Source organism: Candidatus Competibacteraceae bacterium (genome assembly GCA_016713505.1).
Taxonomy (GTDB): domain Bacteria; phylum Pseudomonadota; class Gammaproteobacteria; order Competibacterales; family Competibacteraceae; genus Competibacter_A.
The window spans coordinates 1,121,392-1,139,513 of the sequence record JADJPA010000001.1; the positions used below are offsets into that span (position 1 = coordinate 1,121,392).

Genomic DNA, 18,122 nt, shown 5'->3' on the forward strand with positions numbered 1-18,122 from the left:
CGCAGTGCTTGTTTCTTTTTTATTACAAAATGATTAAAAGACCGCCCCGATGCCCACGCTATTTAGCAAGTGCCTTTTAACCGACTTCCCCACCTTAAAACCTATCAAACCTTTTTTTGCGCTCGCCGCGCTCTGGCTGCTCTCTACCGCCCCCGCGACACCCGCGCCAGTCACTGTGGGCTGGGACGCCAGTTCCGGCTCGGTGGCCGGCTACCACATTTATTACGGACAGCTCAGCAACCGCTATACCTCGACAGGCACGGTCGCAGCGAACGCGACGAGCTATACGACGCCCGATCTCGCGGCGGGAATTTATTATTTCGCGGTTACCGCCTTCGATAGCACCGGCGATGAGAGCAGCTATTCCAACGAAGTCAGCACCACGGTAGCGGCCGCGGCACCCAAACCCACGGACGGCGGCTCGCCCAATCCGGGATCATCAACGCAGTCCGCTCAGCTGATCAACCTTTCCACCCGCGCCTGGGTCGGTACCGGCGACAGCGTCCTGATCGCTGGTTTTGTGATCCGTGGAAGCAGCCCCAAAAAGGTGTTGATCCGGGCGATCGGGCCTTCCATGGCCAAGGCGGGCGTACCGAACCTGCTTTACGATCCGACCTTGACCCTCTATAACGGCCAGACGGTGCTCGCCAGTAACAACGACTGGCAAGACAGTCAAAAAACCGCTATCGAGGCCACCGGCAAGGCCCCTCCCGACCCTCAGGAATCGGCTATTCTCACCACTCTCAACCCCGGTCCCTACACGGCCATTATTCGCGGCGCCAACGATACCACCGGCAACGCGCTGGTCGAAGTTTATGACATCGAGCGGTCGGCGATCCGACTGATCAACGTCTCCACCCGCGGCCGAACGGAAACTGGGGATAGCGTGATGATCGCCGGGTTCGTCATCGGCGGAAGCAGCCCCAAACAGATTTTGGTTCGGGCTCTCGGACCGGCGCTGAACGCCGCCGGCGTTCCCGCAACGCTGGCCGACCCCACCTTGACGCTTTACCAAGGACAAACGGTCGTGACCAGCAATGACAACTGGCAAGACAGCCAGAAAACCGCCATTGAGGCCACTCGCAAGGCACCGTTGAACCTTCAAGAATCGGCCATTCTCAAGACCCTCAACCCCGGCGCCTACACGGCCATCGTGCGGGGAGCCAACAGCACGGTCGGCAACAGTTTGGTCGAAGTTTACGATCTCGATTAAGCGCTCGTAAAACAGCGATCAGGCGGGCAGCCGCTTTTGAACCGGTCATCGCGGCGTTGCGAGGCTCGGACAAGGCTATCCAGCACGCAACGCCGCGATGACCGGTTGGGTCTCGGGCAGAACCCCGCGCCACAGCCGGAAGGCTTCCGCCGCCTGTTCCACCAGCATCCCCAAACCATCCAGGGCGCGGGCGGCGCCCTGCTCCAAGCCCCAGCGCACGAACGCGGTCGGTTCGTTGCCGTACAGGAAATCGTAGCACCAGCCCTCCGGCGCCAGCACGCCATCCGGCAGCGGCGGCACCTCAGCGCTCAACCCCGCCGCCGTGGCATTGATGATGAGGTCGAACTGGCGCCCGGCCAGCTCGGCGAAGCCGGAAGCGGACACCTTGCCCAAATCCCCGAAGCGCAAAGCCAGCTCCAGCGCCTTGCCGGCGGTGCGATTGGCGATGACCAGTTGCGCCGGTCCTTCCAGCAACAGCGGCTGCAAAACGCCTCGCGCCGCGCCGCCCGCGCCCAGCAGCAGCACCCGCCGCCCCGCCAGCGAATAACCGTGATTGACCGTCAGGTCCCGCACCAACCCCGTGCCGTCGGTGTTCTCCCCGCGCGTGCCGCCCGGCTCGAAAATCAAGGTATTGACCGCGCCCGCCCGTTCGGCGCGAACGCTCGACAGATCGGCAAAGACCCAGGCGTTCTGTTTGAACGGCAGGGTCACGTTCAAACCCTTGCCGCCGGCGTCCCGGAACGCCCGCGCGGCGGCGGCGAAACCACCCGGTTCGACCAGAATGGCGCGGTATTCGAGCGGCTGGCCGGTTTGCGCGGCGAACAAGGCATGAATGCGCGGCGACTTGCTGTGTGCGATGGGATGGCCCATCACGGCGTATTGATCCGGTTTCGTCGTCATCGGTAGCCTCCGTTTTCAGTTGCGCAACGGCGCTCGCAACCGGCGCTCGAACTCTGGCGGCGGAACGTACTGCAACAGGGCCTCGCCATCATCGCCCAGCAACAGATCGAGCCCACGCTCGGGATACAGCCAATGCGCGCCGTCCTTGGCCTTCAGCTGCTCGGCCGGCTCGCCGAAGCGCTCGCGCACCAGTTCGGCGTCGAACTTGACGACCGGCATGTAGGTGATGGCCGTGATGGTCGCGCCCAAACCCAAAGCCTGATCGGCCTCCGAAACCGCATAGCGGCGACCGCCTTCGACGGTGGGTGCGCCGGTGCCAGCGCGGGCGCGGATCGCCTGCAAGGTCTCCTCCGGCAAGCGCGCCGACGCCACCAGCCGGGCGTTCAGACCGCCGACCACCGCGTCGCGAAAATACGCCTCCAGGCTCAACCGACCCGCCGGATTCTGAAACAGACCCAACTCGTAGCGCCGGCCCCATTTAGCGACCGCATCTCGCACCGTGCTCTCGCCCAGCGTCAGGCCGAACACCGTGATGGTGGCGCCGTTCTGGCCGCGCGTGATCCGCCAAGGCAAATCCTCAGCGGGCGCGCCGGAGCGCGCGCCGGGCGGGCGCATGATGGCGAGAAAAAACACGCTCATCACCACCACGCCCGCTCCCGCCACAAGCCCGATTTTCCATGCCTTCATGCTCCTTCTCGCAGCCACCCGGCCACCCGGCTCGCAAAATAAGTCAGAATCGCATCCGCGCCGGCGCGCTTGATCCCCAGCAGGGATTCCAACACCACCGCCCGTTCGTCCAACCAACCGTTGCGGGCGGCGGCCATCAGCATGGCGTATTCGCCGCTGACCTGATAGACGAAGGTGGGCGCGGCAAACTGATCCTTGACCCGCCGCACGATGTCCAGATACGGCAGACCGGGCTTGATCATGATGATGTCAGCCCCCTCCTCCAAATCCAGCGCCACCTCGCGCAGGGCTTCGTCGCCGTTGGCGGGGTCCATCTGATAGCTGGATTTGCTCCCCTTGCCGAGCGCGCCGGCCGAGCCGACCGCATCGCGGAACGGCCCGTAAAAACTGGAGGCGTACTTGGCGGAATAGGCCAGAATGCGGGTATGGATGAAATCGTTGGATTCCAAGGCTTCGCGGATGGCTCCGATCCGACCGTCCATCATGTCCGAGGGCGCGACGATATCCGCGCCGGCCGCCGCGTGCGACAGCGCCTGCCGCACCAGCACGCTCACGGTCTCATCGTTCAGTACATAGCCGGCCTCATTCACCAAGCCGTCCTGACCGTGGCTGGTGAAGGGATCGAGCGCCACATCGGTGATGACGCCCAATTCGGGCAGATGGGTCTTGAGGGCGTGAACCGCGCGCTGGGTCAGACCTTCGGGGTTGTAGGCTTCGGCGGCGTCCGAGGATTTGGCCTCCGACGCGATCACCGGAAACAGCGCCACCGCCGGCACGCCGGCTTGCACCAGCGTTTCCCCCTCGCGCAGCAACTCGTCGATGGTCATCCGTTCCACGCCCGGCATGGACGCCACCGGCTCGCGCTGTTTCCAACCCTCGATTACGAACAGCGGCTGGATCAGATCGGCGGCGGTCAATACCGTTTCCCGCACCAGCCGGCGGGAAAACTCATCGCGGCGCATCCGGCGCGGGCGGCTGCCGGGGAATTGACCGGTGACGGTCTGGGGCACTCTGGACACGCGAATTTCCTCCATAGAAAACAGTCCAAAGGCGGAACTCGCACGACCGTTCCGCCCGACGGTGCGGCATTATAACCCAAGCCTCCGCCGGCCATTGTTCGAGCGGCCCGCCGGACCGGACCCGTTTTTTGGAAGATCGCCATGATCGATTGGTTGCGTTACGAACCCGCCATCCGGCTGAGCTGCTTTTTTGCGGTGTTGCTGGCGATGATGCTGTGGGAATGGCGCCGTCCGCGCCGGACGCTGAGCTTGGCGCGCGGCCGACGCTGGCCGGCCAATCTCGGCATCGTCGCCGCGGACAGTTTGGTGCTACGGCTGGTGTTTCCGGTGCTGGCGGTCGGAGCGGCGCAACTGGCCGAAGCTAAAGGTTGGGGCTTGCTGCACTGGCTCGCCGCGCCGCGCTGGTTGGCCGTTGCCGTATCCCTGCCGCTGCTGGATGCGGTGATTTACGCCCAGCACGTCGTGTTTCACAAAGTGCCGCTGCTGTGGCGGCTGCACCGAACGCACCATAGCGACCTGGACTTCGATGTCACCACCGCCCTGCGCTTCCACCCGCTGGAGATCGTGCTGTCGATGCTGGTCAAGCTGGCGATGGTCGTGCTGCTGGGCGCACCGCCGGTCGCGGTGCTGCTGTTCGAGGTGATTCTGAACGCCGCCGCGATGTTCAATCACGGCAATGTCCGGCTGCCTTTGAAGCTGGATCGGGCGCTGCGCTACGTGCTGGTCACGCCCGACATGCATCGGGTCCACCACTCCGTCCACCGCCAGGAAACCGACAGCAATTTCGGTTTCAGCCTGGCGTGCTGGGACCGGCTGTTCGGCACCTATCGCGATCAGCCGCGCGACGGGCATACCGGCATGAGCATCGGTCTGGCGTATTTCCGCGACTGGCGGGCCACTCGCTGGTACGGTCTGTTGCTCCAGCCGTTGCTAGACCCGGAACGCCCTTCAGCTTAACGGGAATTCCGAACGGACGTTATTTGAACTCCAAGCGAAGACCGGCCTTGCGCAAGAAGCGTGCTTCTTTCTCCAAATCGGCTTGCGTCAGCGGATGCTCGTCCAGCCAGCCTGCGGGAAAATGCAATTCCATGCGCTGTTGCTGGCCGCGCAGAGCGGCGACCGGCAGCGGTTGACGGGTACGCGCCCGATTCAGCACCACCGCCAAACGAAGCAGGACGCACAACCGCCGCGCCAGCGGGGCGACATCGCGCGGCAGATGCGCGAAGGCATTTTCTGGAAACGACCGGCGATGGTAGCGGACCAAAGCCGCCAACCAGGTCTGATCGTCTTGCGAGAATCCAGGCAAATCGGCGTGTTGCAGGATGTACGCGCCGTGCTTGTGATACTGGTTGTAGGTCAACAACATGCCGACTTCATGCAGGCGGGCCGCCCACTCCAGGACGTGAGCGCACTCCTCGGTTTCCAGATGCCAGCTTTCGCGCACCTGACGCAACAGCGCGTGGGCCGTCGCGTTCACCCGTTCGGATTGCGCCTGATCCAGGCCGTAACGACTGACCACGGCGGCGATGCTGCGGTCGCGCACGTCCTCGTGGCGGATGCGGCCCAACAGATCGTAAATCACGCCTTCCCGCAACGCGCCTTCCGAAACTTCCATCTTTTCGACGTTCAGCGCCTCGCACAACCCGTGCAACACCACGAAGCCCCCCGCGAACACCTTGGCCCGCGCCGGTTCCAGCTGCCAGCGCGTCGCCAGCCCCGCCACCTGCCCGGTAGCGACCAGCGCGGCCCGCAAGCGCCGCAACCCTTCCAGGGTGATGCCTTCCCGGCTCCAGCCTTCGCGCGTCACCACCTCCTGAATCGCCTTGATCGAACCCGAAGCGCCGGTGACGGCTTGCCAGCCGCGCTCCAGATAATCCTCCCGCACCGGCTCCAGCCGCAGTTGCACCCGCAGTTCGGCCTCGCGCATCCGGGCTTCGCTGATCTTGCCATCCTCGAAACAGGCCAGGCTCAAGCTGACGCAGCCCATCTTGAGACTGGTCAGATGCAGCGGTTCGAACTTCTCGCCGATGATCAGCTCCGTGCTGCCCCCGCCGATGTCCACCACCAGCCGCCGACCCGACACGTCGGCGACGTTGTGCGCGACTCCGAGATAGATCAGCCGCGCTTCTTCCTGACCGCTGATGATCTCGACATCGTGGCCTAGCACGTCCTCGGCCCGCGTCAGAAACTCCGCGCTGTTGCGCGCCTGGCGCAAGGTGTTGGTGCCGACGATCCGCAGTTGCTGGGGCGGGATATGGCGCAGCCGCTGGCCGAAGCGCGCCAGACACTCTAGCGCCCGCCGTTGCGAGTCCTCTGACAGCTGGTTCTTGTCATCCAGGCCCGCCGCCAGTTGCACCATTTCCCGCAGCCGATCCAGCACCTGGATATGGTCGTTGGCGATCCGGGCGACGATCATGTGAAAGCTGTTGGAGCCTAGATCGATCGCCGCGACGACATCGGAGCTCATGATAAAACTCTCCTTCAATCCTGCTTCAGGTTGCGCAGTTGGCCGGCGGTCAGCACCCAGTGCAGCACCCCTTTACCGGCGGCGGCGCGCTTGGAAAACTCAAAAAAAGCCACGCCGCCCTTGCGAAACACGATCGTGGAACGGGATTCGCCAGCCAGCAGCAAACCCGCCAGCCGGCTCAATTGCGGCTCGTGGCCCACGGCCACCACCGTCTCGGCCGGACAATGCGCCAACCATTCCAGCACCGCCTCCGGCGGATAGCTGTAGTCCAGCTCGGGACGCTCCACGATGGGGATGTCACCATACGCCCGCGCGATGATTTCGGCGGTTTCGCGGGCGCGCACCAACGGGCTGCACGCCAGAACATCGATTCGCTCCAGTTGCGAGCGCAGACGGTTGGCGCCCTTGCGCATCTTCTTGCGCCCGGCCTCGGTCAGCGGCCGTCGGGCGTCGGCGCCGCCAGCGAAACCGTCGCTTTCGGCGTCCTCGGCGATGGCGTGGCGAACCAGTAACAATTTCATCAAAGCACCCTCACGGAAAAGGTTGCCGCCAGTTTAGCACCGGCGTGGCGGGCTTCGAGAGGAGGCCGGCTAGGTCGGAAAATCCTTGGCGTATTTTCCGACCCACTCCGCCGCCGCCTCCGCGGTCGAAAGCTGCCGTCCTTCCTGTTCCAAGATCTGTTTCTGATAAAGATGGATTTGGCAAATCTGCTCGACCATCCGCACCGAAAACTCGGTGTTCGCATCGGCGAATTGGACCCCGACATCGTAATGGTCGTCGGCGCGCCGGCACCAGACGATGGTGCCGGTGGTCTCGAAGGCCGGCTCCCGGACCGGAATGGTGATTCGAACCAGGCTACCCCGCCGCAGGGCTTTTTCGGTTTGGAAGCACAACCCCCCTTGACTGATATTGTTCAGGCGTTCGTGATGGCCCGCCTTGACGCTGGCAATCTGGTATTCGATGGGGATATCCGTGGGATGGCGGATGAATTCTCGCATGGGGCGATCCTCCAAACTCGGGAGCGGCACGGGATTATTTTAACACCATGGATACAATCCAGCGCCGGTTTCCGCACCACCCAAAACCAAACCGTGACGGTTGCCGCCGGATCACAGCTCCCGCGCGCCTTGGCGTTGCAGCGTGACCCTGGCGCGCTCAGGCCGAGAGCGGATGAGGGGCCACGGTGCCCGACGGTAGCGCGCGCAGCGTCAGGGGGAACTCGCAAACGAACACGCTGCCCTTGCCTAACTCGCTGCTGATGCGCAGCTGACCGCCGTGATTGTTCAAGACGTGCTTGACGATGGACAGGCCAAGCCCGGTGCCGCCGCTGCCGCGCGAGCGGTCGCGGTTGACCCGATAGAAGCGCTCGCTCAGCCGGGGAAGGTGATGCGGAGCGATGCCTTCGCCGTCGTCTTCCACCGCCAGATAGATACCCCGTTCGTCGGCGGACCAGCGAATCTCGATCCGCCCGCCGGCCGGAGTGTAACGCACGGCGTTGAACACCAGATTGGAAAAAGCGCTGCGCAACTCTTTCTCGCAGCCGATCAGCCACAATCCGGAATCGGCCTGTACTACGATCTCGTGACCCTGCTCGCCGCTGAGCGCGCCGGCGTCATCGGCGATATCGGCGAGCAAGGCCGGCACCGCGACCGGTTTGCCCGGCATCCGGTCCTTTTGCGACTCCAGGCGCGCCAGCATCAGCAAATCCTCGATGATGTGCAGCATCCGATTGGCCTGTTGCCGCATTCCGCGCAACGGTTGCCGCCACGCCGCCAAGGCTGGGCTATCGCTGTCGAGAAACGTCTCCAGATAACCGATCACGACCGTCAGGGGCGTGCGCAATTCGTGGGAGACATTGGCGATGAAATCGCGCCGCATCTGCTCCAGCCGCCGCACCCGGCTGATATCGCTCGCCAGCAGCAACCGCTGTTTCTTACCGTAAGGGACGAGCCGGGCGCTGAGCGTCACCTCATCGTCCACCGGTGAGGGAAACTCCACGCTGTCGCCCGGACGGCGCTGGTTCAGAAAAGCCACGAAGCCGGGATAGCGCAGCAAGTGGGCGACCGGCAACCCGACATCCCGCCCCGGCGTCAACCCCAACAGCGGTTGCGAAGCGCCGTTACACCACACCACCTTGCCCTCTTCGTCCAGGATGACGGCGGCATCCGGCAGCGCGGCGGTCGCCTGTTGAAACTGACCCAGCAAGCGGCCGAACTTGCGCTTGCGCTTGCGGTTTTGGCGGCGCAAGCGGTCGATGCGCGAGGCGATGCCCTCCCAAACCCGGCCGGCCGGCCATGGTTCGGCGTCCTTATCGTCTTGCCGCAACCAGCGCTCCAACTGATACAGCCGCCACAACTGCCAGGCCAGCGCTCCGACCGCGGCGAGCAGCAGCCCGGCCAACACCTGCCCGGCCAGCCAGCCCAACCACGCCGCTCCCAGAAAAAGCGCTCCCAACCGCCAAGCCAGCGACCACCAAGCGTGAGACACCTTCTAAACCCTCGTCGAAAACCGGTAACCGGCGCCGCGCACCGTTTGGATCAAGGCATCGTGACCGTGCGGCTCCAGCACTTTCCGCAAACGGCGGATGTGGACATCCACCGTGCGTTCCTCGACGTAGACGTTGCTGCCCCAGACCCGATCCAGCAACTGGCTGCGGCTGTAAACCCGTTCCGGGTGGGACATGAAAAATTCCAGCAAGCGATATTCGGTCGGACCCATTTCCAGCAGCGCCGCTCCGGCGTTGACTCGGTGGCTGGCCAAATCCAGCGACAAGCCGTTGGCGCGCAGCAGCTCGTTTTCGGCCGCCGGCCCGCCCCGGCGCAACACCGCCCGAATGCGCGCCACCAGCTCGCGCGGCGAAAAAGGCTTGGTCATGTAATCGTCCGAGCCGCTTTCCAAGCCCTGCACCTTGTCCTCCTCCTCGGCCCGCGCCGTCAGCATGATGATCGGTACTTCGCGGGTCAGTTCCTCACGCTTCAGACGGCGGGCGAAGTCGATGCCGCTAAGGCCCGGCAGCATCCAGTCCAACAAGATGAGATCGGGCAACCGTCCGGCGATGCTGGCTTGCGCCTGCCGGGCGTCGGCCGCTTCCCGCACCTCGAAGCCAGCGTCGCTCAAGGCGAACACCACCATCTCCCGAATCGGCTGCTCGTCCTCCACGATTAAAATACACTTCGCGTTCATGAAACCTCTTGAATTTAATCGACCCAGCCTAATATCTTGAAAACTCTTAAACCAGCGTCCTATTTAAGGCGTTTCGATGACAGTGGCGTTACAAGCACGCTTTAAAGTTCCCATCCGCCCGTTTCCTTTTCCATCTGACCGATTCGCTCGCCCCGATCGCTCGATCAACGCCCATCAGGAGACTCACCCATGAGCGCCAAACACACCCGCCTGTTGATTCTCGGCTCCGGCCCGGCCGGTTACACCGCCGCCGTCTACGCCGCCCGCGCCAACTTGGCGCCGGTGTTGATCACCGGTTTGCAGATGGGCGGTCAATTGACCACCACCACCGAGGTCGACAATTGGCCGGGCGATGTGGAAGGTCTGATGGGACCGGACTTGATGGAACGGATGCGCAAGCACGCCGAGCGCTTTCATACGGAAATCGTGTTCGACCAGATTTACACCGCCAAGCTGCAACAGCGGCCCTTCAAGCTCGTCGGTGATTCCGGAGAATACACCTGCGATGCGCTGATCATCGCCACCGGCGCGAGCGCGCAGTATCTCGGCCTGCCTTCGGAGCAGGCGTTCATGGGCAAGGGGGTGTCCGGTTGCGCCACCTGCGACGGTTTCTTCTACCGCAACCAGAAAGTCGCGGTCGTCGGCGGCGGCAACACGGCGGTCGAGGAAGCGCTGTATCTGGCCAACATCGCCAGCGAAGTGACCCTGGTGCATCGCCGCCAGCAGTTCCGCGCCGAAAAGATCATGGTCGACAAGCTGATGGAGAAGGTGAAAAGCGGCAAGATCCGGCTGGAACTGGACAGCGTGCTGGATGAGGTGCTGGGCGACGGCAGCGGCGTGACCGGCATTCGCGTGCGCAACGTTCACACCGAGGAACGCAAGGACCTCGCGCTGCAAGGCGTGTTCATCGCCATCGGCCACAAACCCAACACCGATCTTTTTGCCGGCCAGGTGGAAATGAAAGGCGGCTATATTCAGGTCAAGGGCGGCAGCGAGGGCGGCGCGACGGCGACCAGCATCCCCGGCGTGTTTGCCGCCGGCGATGTGGCGGATCACGTCTACCGGCAGGCGGTCACCTCCGCCGGCACCGGCTGCATGGCGGCGCTGGATGCGGATAAGTATCTGGAGCAGATCGGTTAGGGTAGGCGTGAGAATCCAAAAAAGCCCTCATTGCTTTTTTCTATGCGCTGACCCTTGGTCACTTCGCGTCGACAGGTGGCCATACGCCGATTTCCTCGCGAATGACCTGTCGCAGGCAGTCTTCCAGGCGGCGTTGTTGCATGGCGTCGCGCAAAGTGGCGTTTATTAAGGTTTGGTAGCCACGTTCACCCGCTCTTTCCTTGAACCAGGCAATCACATCAGGATCGAGAGTGATGCTGATTTTTTGTTTCCTGGCGGGCACGGGCGCGAGGTTGACCCGATGAATGGCGCGATTAACATGTTCTTGGGTGATCGGGGGAGCTTCATCCAGATCGTCAAGAGGAGAGGTTGGAAAAGTAGAGTCTTTGCTCATGTTTTTCAGCTCGGCGCATGGAGATGATGCGAATAGTTTCTTCTGTCTCCGCGTGGACAATGATGATGACATCGCCGCGAAGTAGGCCCATGGAAATAAATCGTTGTTGTCCGTAGGCGAAACGGTCATCTTCGAAGGTGAAGGTTTCACCAGAGCAAACCCGTTCGGCATCGGCGAAGTCCAATCTGTGTTTTTTCAGATTGATTTGGCGCTTGGCGGTGTCCCAGATGAAGTCCATGACGCTAATAATATAGATAATTATCTATATTAAAACCATGTGCACGATCACGGCTCTCTGGTTGTTCAATTCGGCTTTTAACCAACCTGCCGCCGCAGATGCCGGCGACAATCGGTTCCTCACGCCGCCTCAGCCTGCGCTGATTGATCGCTTACCGCCGGGGTGCGGATCAAATAATCAAACGCGCTCAAAGCCGCCTTCGACCCCTCGCCAGCGGCGATCACGATCTGCTTGTACGGCACCGTGGTGCAATCGCCCGCCGCGAACACGCCGGGAAGGTTGGTCGCCCCGCGCGCGTCGACCACGATCTCGCCGAACTTGCTCAGCTCCACCGCGCCGCGCAGCCATTCGGTGTTGGGCACCAAGCCGATCTGCACGAACACGCCTTCCAGCGGGATATCGATCCTATCGCCGCTTTCCCGATGCTTGAACACGATGCCGTTCACCTTGCCCGCCGCGCCGGTGATCTCGGTGGTCTGGGCGTTGGTGTGCACCGTCACGTTGGCCATGCTATACAGCTTCTTCACCAGCACTGCATCGGCCTTCAATTCCGGCATAAATTCCAGCACGGTGACGTGCTTCACCACCCCGGCTAGATCGATGGCCGCCTCAATGCCGGAGTTGCCGCCACCGATCACCGCCACGTCCTTGCCCTTAAACAGCGGCCCGTCGCAGTGCGGGCAATAGGCCACGCCCTTGGTCCGGTATTCCTGTTCGCCAGGGACATTCACGTTGCGCCAGCGCGCGCCGGTGGTCAGGATCACCGCGCGGCTCTTGAGCGATGCGCCGTTGGCCAGTCGCACCTCGATCAAGCCGCCGGGTTGCGCGGCGGGAACGAGTTGCTCGACCCGCTGCAAATTCATGATATCCACATCGTAGGCGCGAACGTGCTGCTCCAAGCCGGCGGCGTACTTGGGGCCATCGGTTTCCGGGATGCCGGGATAATTCTCAATCGCCAGGGTATCCAGCACCTGACCGCCGAAACGCTCCGCCACCACGCCGGTGCGGATGCCCTTGCGCGCCGCATAGACCGCCGCCGCCGCGCCGGCCGGACCGCCGCCGACGATCAACACATCGTAAGGCGCCTTGGCGTTGAGCTTGGCGGCTTCGCGCTTGGCCGCGCCGGTATCGACCTTGGCGATGATTTCCTCGACGTTCATCCGGCCGGAGCCGAAGTATTCGCCGTTGAGGAACACGGTGGGCACGCCCATGATCTGGCGAGCTTCAATTTCGTCTTGATAGAGACCACCGTCGATGATGGTGGCCTTCACGCGCGGGTTGCGCACCGCCATCAGCGTCAGCGCCTGCGCCACGTCCGGGCAGTTATGGCAGGACAGGGAAATATAAACTTCGAAATCCAGGTCGGCGTCCAATCGGTCGATCTGCTCGATCACCTCCGGTTCGACCTTGGGCGGATGGCCGCCGGTCCACAGCAGGGCCAGCACCAAGGAGGTGAATTCATGGCCCAGCGGAATCGCGGCGAAGCGCAATTTCATGTCGCTTCCGACCCGGTTGAGCGAAAACGAGGGCTGGCGCGGGTCCGCGCCGTCGGTCTTGAGCGTGATCTTCCCGCTCATACCGGCGATTTCTTCCAGCAAATCGTGCAGCTCGCGCGAACTCTCGTCGTCGCCCAAGGTCGCCACGATCTCAAAGGGTTGCGTGACGCGCTCTAAATAAGCGGCCAATTGCGTCTTGAGGTCTTCATCCAGCATCGTCGTTCTCCTGATCGGGGCGAACCTCTCGCTAGAGAGCGTACCCCTTGAAAAAAATCCGAAAAAAAACCGAACGGGAGGGCGCGTCGACGCCCTTCGCCGTCCGGCTGGGAGGCGCGCCGCGCGCGCCCTGCTGCCGGGAGTCGGTTTAGATCTTGCCCACCAGATCCAGCGAGGGCTTGAGGGTCTTCTCGCCTTCCTTCCACTTGGCGGGGCACACCTCGCCCGGATGGCTGGCGACGTATTGGGCGGCTTTCACCTTGCGCAGCAGTTCGGCGGCGTTGCGGCCGATGCCCAGATCGTGGATTTCGCAAACCTTGATCTGGCCTTCGGGGTTGATGACGAAAGTGCCGCGCAACGCCAGCCCTTCTTCCTCGATCATCACGCCGAAGTTGCGGCTCATGGTGCCGGTGGGATCGCCGACCAGCGGATACTTGACCTTCTTGATCGCCTCGGAGGTGTCGGACCAAGCTTTGTGCGCGAAGTGGGTGTCGGTGGACACGCCGTAAATTTCCACGCCAAGCTTCTGGAAGTCAGGGTACAGATCGGCTAAATCTTCCAGTTCGGTCGGGCAGACGAAGGTAAAATCGGCCGGGTAGAACACCACCACCGACCATTTGCCCTTGAGGTTCTTATCGGTCACCTCGAAAAATTTGCCGTTCTGATAAGCTTGAGCCTTGAAAGGTTTGATTTCGGTATTGATCAGAGACATGCGTGTTCTCCTAGTGGATGGATGAAAGCGATGGAGCAATCATAGATGCCGACTATCAGATTAGACCAATTTATTTTGCCTAAGCTATCGTTAGCTAATTTATATCGGGTTCATGGTTGCAAGAGGGCGCAACGCATCGACCAACCCGCGCGGTAAAGATTACACTGCATCGATTGAAGCATAGGGCGATGGCGACCGGCAAGCACCGGGCTTTCCGCCGTAACGCCTCGATCCACGATAATCCGCCGCCCCCGCGATGAGCGCCATAAACCCTTTTTTCGACACCCGATCCCCAACGCCCAGGCCATACCCCCAATGCGTCGTCAAGGTGCCGCGCGTCCGCAGCGAGGGCAAGCGCAACAAGCGCGTCGAGATCGGTTTTGCCTGAACCGAGCGCACGGAGATGATGGGTGCCGAGTCGGATGACGCGCTCCTGGTGCGAGCCGGCGCTTCACGGCGGGCGGCCTAACGCGCCGGACCCGCGCTAAGCCCATGAAATCGATGTGGCGAGCGTTCGCGCTCGATAAGCTAGATCGCTTCAAAAGCCCCTGGTTTTATTGGCACACCGGGCGCAAGCGAGTGGCGATAGCGAGCCTGATCGTCAGTACCCTGGCGATGTGGACCGCGTTCGTTCTGGCGGCGGGCTTTTCGCTGTGGAGCATTATCATCGCCGTGCTGTTGGACGCGGTGGGTTTCTGGCTGGCGCTCGCTTATCTACTGTTTTTACGCTCGCACCTTCCCGGCTTCACAGGCTTGCAGTCCATCGCGGATTTCTTCATCGTCAACCAACTGGCCATTCCCCTGCTGATCGGTTTTTTCGCAACCCGAGCGGCTACTTACTGGGTGGCAAAAGCCTGCGGGCACCTTCCTCCAAACCCAAAACCACCCGACGAACCGCCCCCATGATCTGGCTGATTCTTTATATCCTGCTTTTGTTTGGCATCGGCTTTCAGCACTGGCTCAAACATCGCGGCGCCAGTCTGGACGGCTTCGTGGTCTACGACCGGCAAGCCAGTGGTTTCAGCGTCGGCATGTCGCTGGTGGCGCTGGCTTTCGGGGCGTCCTCGGTGTTTGGCCTGGCCGGCTACGCCTATCAATACAACCTGAACGCGATTTGGTGGACGCTCTCCGGGGCGATTTTCCTGGTGGTGCTCGCCTACACCTTTCTCGATACCGTTTGGCGGGTCAAGGGCTACACCATCGGCGATATCATCGCCCGCGTGTTCGGCGAAAATATCCGTTTGTTGGTCAGCACCGTGCTGTTTCTGGCTTGGTTGATGGTGCTGGCGGGACAGATCATCGCCGGCGGCAACATCCTGACCCAATTTTTAGGCGGTCAAACCTGGGGATATGCGCTGTTTACCCTGATCTTCACAACCTATAGCCTGCTAGTCGGTCAAGCCGGCACGGTCAAGACCGGCTTCTTGCAAGTGCTGGTCATGGTGGCCGGTTTGGCCCTGCTGCTGGGATTGTGTCTGACCGCCGCGCCCGCGGCTGCCGGGGCGCACCCGCCGCTCAGCTTGCATTTCGGCTTCGACGATGCCTTCACCTTTAGCCTGTTTTTGGGCGTGTTCGTGCCGGTCGGCTTGTCTTATTGGTTCGGACCGGATATGTACTCGCGGATTTTCCTGGCTCGTGACATCGCCAGCGCCCGACGTGGCCTGCTGCTCGCCAGCGCTTTAATCGTGGCGATTTCGCTGATCATCGTCGCCATCGGAATCTTGGCCAAGAGCATTATTACCGTCGCCAAACCGGATCTCACCATTCAAACCTTGGTCAATCAGTTCTTCAGTGGCGCGCTGGCCGACTTCGTACTGGTGGCGCTGCTGTCCATCCCGCTGTCAGGTGCCGATATCATTCTGATTACCACCGGCACTTTGCTCGGACGGGATGTGATCGTCCACGGCTTGCGCGCGGTCGGCCGCGCGCCGGACGAGGCCGCCCAGGTCTGGATCATTCGCGGTTGCATGGTGCTGGCGGCGGTGCTGGCTACCGGCTTCGCGCTGCGCTTGCAAGCCATCATCCCATCGCTGCTGATCGCTTATAAAGTTTTTTCCATCGGCATCGTGCCGCTGCTGTTCCTGTCGCTGCTCAGCATTCGCCAAGGTCTCGCCACCGCTGTAGCTGGCCCCACCAACCGACTGGTGGCGGTCTATCTGCTGATCGCTTCGCTGGGCGTGCTGCTGGTGGAGCTAAAGTTCGTGCCGCTGGCCTTGCCTAACTACAACCTCTATCTGCTGCTCGGCAACACGTTGCTGTTGCTCCTGCTATTGCGGCTCGGCGGCCACCGCTTTCGCGCCGTAGCGACGCCGCGCTAACTTGTACGCTCGACCTCTCTCCTTATGGTGGCGAGGAGTGTAAAATTCCCGCTATTCCAAGCGGTAAATTCCATAACTTAAAAACCACTCCAAGGAGAAAGATGATGCCTAAATCCGCTCGCCCGCGCCGCAGTGTGCTGTACATGCCCGGCTCCAACGCCCGCGCTCTGGAAAAAGCCAGGTCTTTGCCCGCCGATGGCCTGATTCTGGATTTGGAAGACGCCGTCGCTCCCGACGCCAAGGAAATCGCCCGCAAGCAGGTGTGCGAGGCCGTGGCCGCCGGTGGTTTTGGGATGCGAGAACTCATCATTCGCGTCAACGCCTTGTCCACCAAATGGGGCTATGAGGACATCGCCGCCGCTTCAAAATCGGGCGCGGACGCCTTGCTGTTGCCCAAGGTGGAAAGCGCCGACGCCATCCGCCACATGGAAGCGATCATGCGCGCCAACGGCGCGCCCGAGTCGATGACGATCTGGGCGATGATGGAAACCCCGCGCAGCGTGCTGGAATCGCAGCGCATCGCCGAATCGACCCCGCGCATGGAGTGTCTGGTGATGGGTACCTCCGATTTGGCCAAGGAGTTGGACTGCACCCACACTCACGAGCGGTTGCCATTCATGACCTCGCTGGGGTTGTGCTTGCTGGCCGCTCGCGCCGCCGGGCTCGCCATTCTCGATGGGGTTTATCTCGACTTGAACGACGAAAGCGGCTTCGAATTCGCCTGCAAGCAAGGCAGCGAACTCGGCTTCGACGGCAAGACGCTGATCCATCCCAAGCAGGTCGGCCCTTGCAACAAGGTGTTCACGCCCCGGCCGGAAGATGTGGCGTGGTCGCGCAAGATCATCGACGCGCACGCGCAAGCGGCGGCGCGCGGCGAGGGCGTGGTGGTGGTCGACGGCAAGCTGATCGAAAATTTGCACGTCGAAAGCGCCCGCCGCGTGGTCAGCATGGCCGACGCCATCACCGCGATGGAGGCTTCGAGCAACTGAGCGTAACGTCGCGCGAATACCGCACTTCACTCCGCCCGCCGCGTGACAGCTTATCCCGCACCGGCGGGCGAAACTTTGTTGGCCGATTTTCAACCTCGGTTCGCTAGCCTCCGATGCGTCATGCCTGCTTTCGGCTACTGGTTCTGTTGCCGCTCTGCGTTCTGCTGGTCGCGTGCGGAGCCGAGCCGCCCGATCCGACGGTACGGATTACGGGCTCCACCATGGGCACCCGCTACGAACTCAAACTGGTTCCCGCGCCGGGACAAACCATTCCCGCCGACTTCCAGCAACAGGCGGAAACGTTGCTGGCGCGGATTAACCGGCAAATGTCCACCTATGATCCGGATTCGGAACTGTCGCGTTTTAACCGCAGCCCCAGCACCGAGTGGGTCGCGGTCTCACCCGAACTGTATCAAGTGGTCGCCGAAGGCCTGCGGATGAGCGCTTTGACCGAGGGTGCGTTCGACATCACCGTCGGGCCGCTGGTCAATCTGTGGGGGTTCGGACCGGAACCGCGTCAGGATCGAATACCGCCCGAGGACGAAATTCGCCGAGCGCGCGAGCGGGTCGGTTTCAAACGGCTGCACGCCCGCGCCGAACCGCCGGCGTTGAGGAAAGAGCGCGCCGATCTCTACGTCGATCTTTCAGCCCTGGCCAAGGGCTACGGCGTGGACCGGCTGGCCGAACTGGCGGACGGCGCGGGCGTCGGCAATTATTTGGTGTCCATCGGCGGCGACTTACGCGCCAAGGGGCATAATGGCCAGGGGCAACCCTGGACGGCCGCCATCGAGCGACCGACTCCCGGCCAGCGCGCGGTCGAGCGCCTGATTAGAATCGGCGATCGCGCCGTTTCCACCGCCGGCGACTACCGCAATTTTTTCGAACAAGACGGCCGGCGCTACTCGCACATCATCGACCCGCGCAGCGGCTGGCCCGTGCCGCAAACCGTGGCGTCGGTGACGGTGATCGACCGGCTGGATTTGAATGCCGACGCCGCCGACACCGCCTTGATGGCGGCCGGTGCGGAAGCCGGTTTCCGACTGGCCGCCGAGCGGGGGATCGCCGCTTTTTTCATCCTGGTCAGTCCTGACGGCCGACGCCTTGAAGAGCGACACACACTCGAATTCGCGCCTTTCCTGCTACCCCAGTAGCGTCAACCCCGGATCGCCCG

Annotated in this window: 19 protein-coding genes; 7 read left to right on the forward strand and 12 right to left on the reverse strand. The window is 62.4% G+C overall.

Annotated features, from left to right (window positions below; genetic code table 11):
• Positions 1-49 precede the first annotated feature (49 nt).
• Positions 50-1,213, forward strand: coding sequence for a hypothetical protein (locus tag IPK09_05105; protein ID MBK7982995.1), 1,164 nt, complete (start codon positions 50-52; stop codon positions 1,211-1,213).
• Between the two features lie 75 nt (positions 1,214-1,288).
• On the opposite strand, the gene aroE is transcribed toward IPK09_05105, so the two are convergent.
• The 3 genes from aroE to hemB are packed head-to-tail and all read right to left on the reverse strand — an operon-like array spanning position 1,289 to position 3,834.
• Positions 1,289-2,113: a shikimate dehydrogenase gene (gene aroE, locus IPK09_05110; protein MBK7982996.1), complete on the reverse strand. Its 825-nt coding sequence runs from the start codon at positions 2,111-2,113 to the stop codon at positions 1,289-1,291.
• Between the two features lie 15 nt (positions 2,114-2,128).
• The gene (locus IPK09_05115; protein ID MBK7982997.1) at positions 2,129-2,800 is read right to left on the reverse strand and encodes a hypothetical protein; all 672 of its coding nucleotides are present in this window, start codon (positions 2,798-2,800) and stop codon (positions 2,129-2,131) included.
• Positions 2,797-3,834, reverse strand: a complete 1,038-nt coding sequence (gene hemB / locus IPK09_05120; protein MBK7982998.1) for a porphobilinogen synthase — start codon at positions 3,832-3,834, stop codon at positions 2,797-2,799. The genes IPK09_05115 and hemB overlap by 4 nt, the downstream gene beginning before the upstream one ends.
• 126 nt (positions 3,835-3,960) lie before the next feature.
• Here hemB and IPK09_05125 point away from each other — a divergent pair, with 126 nt between their 5' ends.
• A complete protein-coding gene (locus IPK09_05125; protein MBK7982999.1) occupies positions 3,961-4,776 on the forward strand; it encodes a sterol desaturase family protein in 816 nt (271 codons plus the stop codon).
• A 19-nt stretch (positions 4,777-4,795) separates the two neighbouring features.
• Here the strand turns inward: IPK09_05125 and IPK09_05130 are convergent, their stop codons facing one another.
• The 5 genes from IPK09_05130 to phoB all read right to left on the reverse strand — a co-directional run bounded on the left by IPK09_05130 (position 4,796) and on the right by phoB (position 9,469).
• Positions 4,796-6,286, reverse strand: coding sequence for a Ppx/GppA family phosphatase (locus IPK09_05130; GenBank protein ID MBK7983000.1), 1,491 nt, complete (start codon positions 6,284-6,286; stop codon positions 4,796-4,798).
• A gap of 14 nt (positions 6,287-6,300) precedes the next feature.
• Positions 6,301-6,807 (reverse strand): histidine phosphatase family protein, encoded by a 507-nt coding sequence (locus IPK09_05135; protein ID MBK7983001.1) that lies wholly within the window; start codon positions 6,805-6,807, stop codon positions 6,301-6,303.
• 69 nt (positions 6,808-6,876) lie between these two features.
• Entirely contained in the window at positions 6,877-7,284 is a 408-nt protein-coding gene (locus IPK09_05140) for a PilZ domain-containing protein (GenBank protein ID MBK7983002.1), read from the reverse strand.
• Positions 7,285-7,441: 157 nt separating this feature from the next.
• Entirely contained in the window at positions 7,442-8,752 is a 1,311-nt protein-coding gene (gene phoR, locus IPK09_05145; protein MBK7983003.1) for a phosphate regulon sensor histidine kinase PhoR, read from the reverse strand.
• A gap of 24 nt (positions 8,753-8,776) precedes the next feature.
• Entirely contained in the window at positions 8,777-9,469 is a 693-nt protein-coding gene (gene phoB, locus IPK09_05150) for a phosphate regulon transcriptional regulator PhoB (GenBank protein ID MBK7983004.1), read from the reverse strand.
• Positions 9,470-9,658: 189 nt separating this feature from the next.
• Between phoB and trxB the strand changes: the two genes are divergently transcribed.
• On the forward strand, positions 9,659-10,609 hold the full coding sequence (gene trxB, locus IPK09_05155) for a thioredoxin-disulfide reductase (protein ID MBK7983005.1): 951 nt from the start codon (positions 9,659-9,661) through the stop codon (positions 10,607-10,609).
• A gap of 58 nt (positions 10,610-10,667) precedes the next feature.
• Here trxB and IPK09_05160 read toward each other — a convergent pair whose 3' ends face one another.
• The 4 genes from IPK09_05160 to ahpC all read right to left on the reverse strand — a co-directional run bounded on the left by IPK09_05160 (position 10,668) and on the right by ahpC (position 13,644).
• On the reverse strand, positions 10,668-10,982 hold the full coding sequence (locus IPK09_05160) for a BrnA antitoxin family protein (protein ID MBK7983006.1): 315 nt from the start codon (positions 10,980-10,982) through the stop codon (positions 10,668-10,670).
• Positions 10,945-11,220 carry a BrnT family toxin gene (locus IPK09_05165; protein MBK7983007.1) on the reverse strand — a complete coding sequence of 92 codons (276 nt, stop codon included), beginning with the start codon at positions 11,218-11,220 and terminating at the stop codon, positions 10,945-10,947. The genes IPK09_05160 and IPK09_05165 overlap by 38 nt, the downstream gene beginning before the upstream one ends.
• Before the next feature lie 119 nt (positions 11,221-11,339).
• Entirely contained in the window at positions 11,340-12,932 is a 1,593-nt protein-coding gene (gene ahpF / locus IPK09_05170) for an alkyl hydroperoxide reductase subunit F (protein ID MBK7983008.1), read from the reverse strand.
• Positions 12,933-13,080: 148 nt separating this feature from the next.
• Entirely contained in the window at positions 13,081-13,644 is a 564-nt protein-coding gene (ahpC, locus tag IPK09_05175) for a peroxiredoxin (GenBank protein MBK7983009.1), read from the reverse strand.
• 492 nt (positions 13,645-14,136) lie between these two features.
• Between ahpC and IPK09_05180 the strand changes: the two genes are divergently transcribed.
• From IPK09_05180 to IPK09_05195, 4 genes are all read left to right on the forward strand, one after another.
• Positions 14,137-14,550 (forward strand): hypothetical protein, encoded by a 414-nt coding sequence (locus IPK09_05180; protein MBK7983010.1) that lies wholly within the window; start codon positions 14,137-14,139, stop codon positions 14,548-14,550.
• The gene (locus IPK09_05185) at positions 14,547-15,962 is read left to right on the forward strand and encodes a hypothetical protein (protein MBK7983011.1); all 1,416 of its coding nucleotides are present in this window, start codon (positions 14,547-14,549) and stop codon (positions 15,960-15,962) included. Before IPK09_05180 ends, IPK09_05185 begins: the two co-directional genes overlap by 4 nt.
• Before the next feature lie 104 nt (positions 15,963-16,066).
• The gene (locus IPK09_05190) at positions 16,067-16,951 is read left to right on the forward strand and encodes a CoA ester lyase (protein ID MBK7983012.1); all 885 of its coding nucleotides are present in this window, start codon (positions 16,067-16,069) and stop codon (positions 16,949-16,951) included.
• A 113-nt stretch (positions 16,952-17,064) separates the two neighbouring features.
• On the forward strand, positions 17,065-18,102 hold the full coding sequence (locus tag IPK09_05195) for an FAD:protein FMN transferase (GenBank protein ID MBK7983013.1): 1,038 nt from the start codon (positions 17,065-17,067) through the stop codon (positions 18,100-18,102).
• The last annotated feature ends 20 nt before the right edge of the window (positions 18,103-18,122 follow it).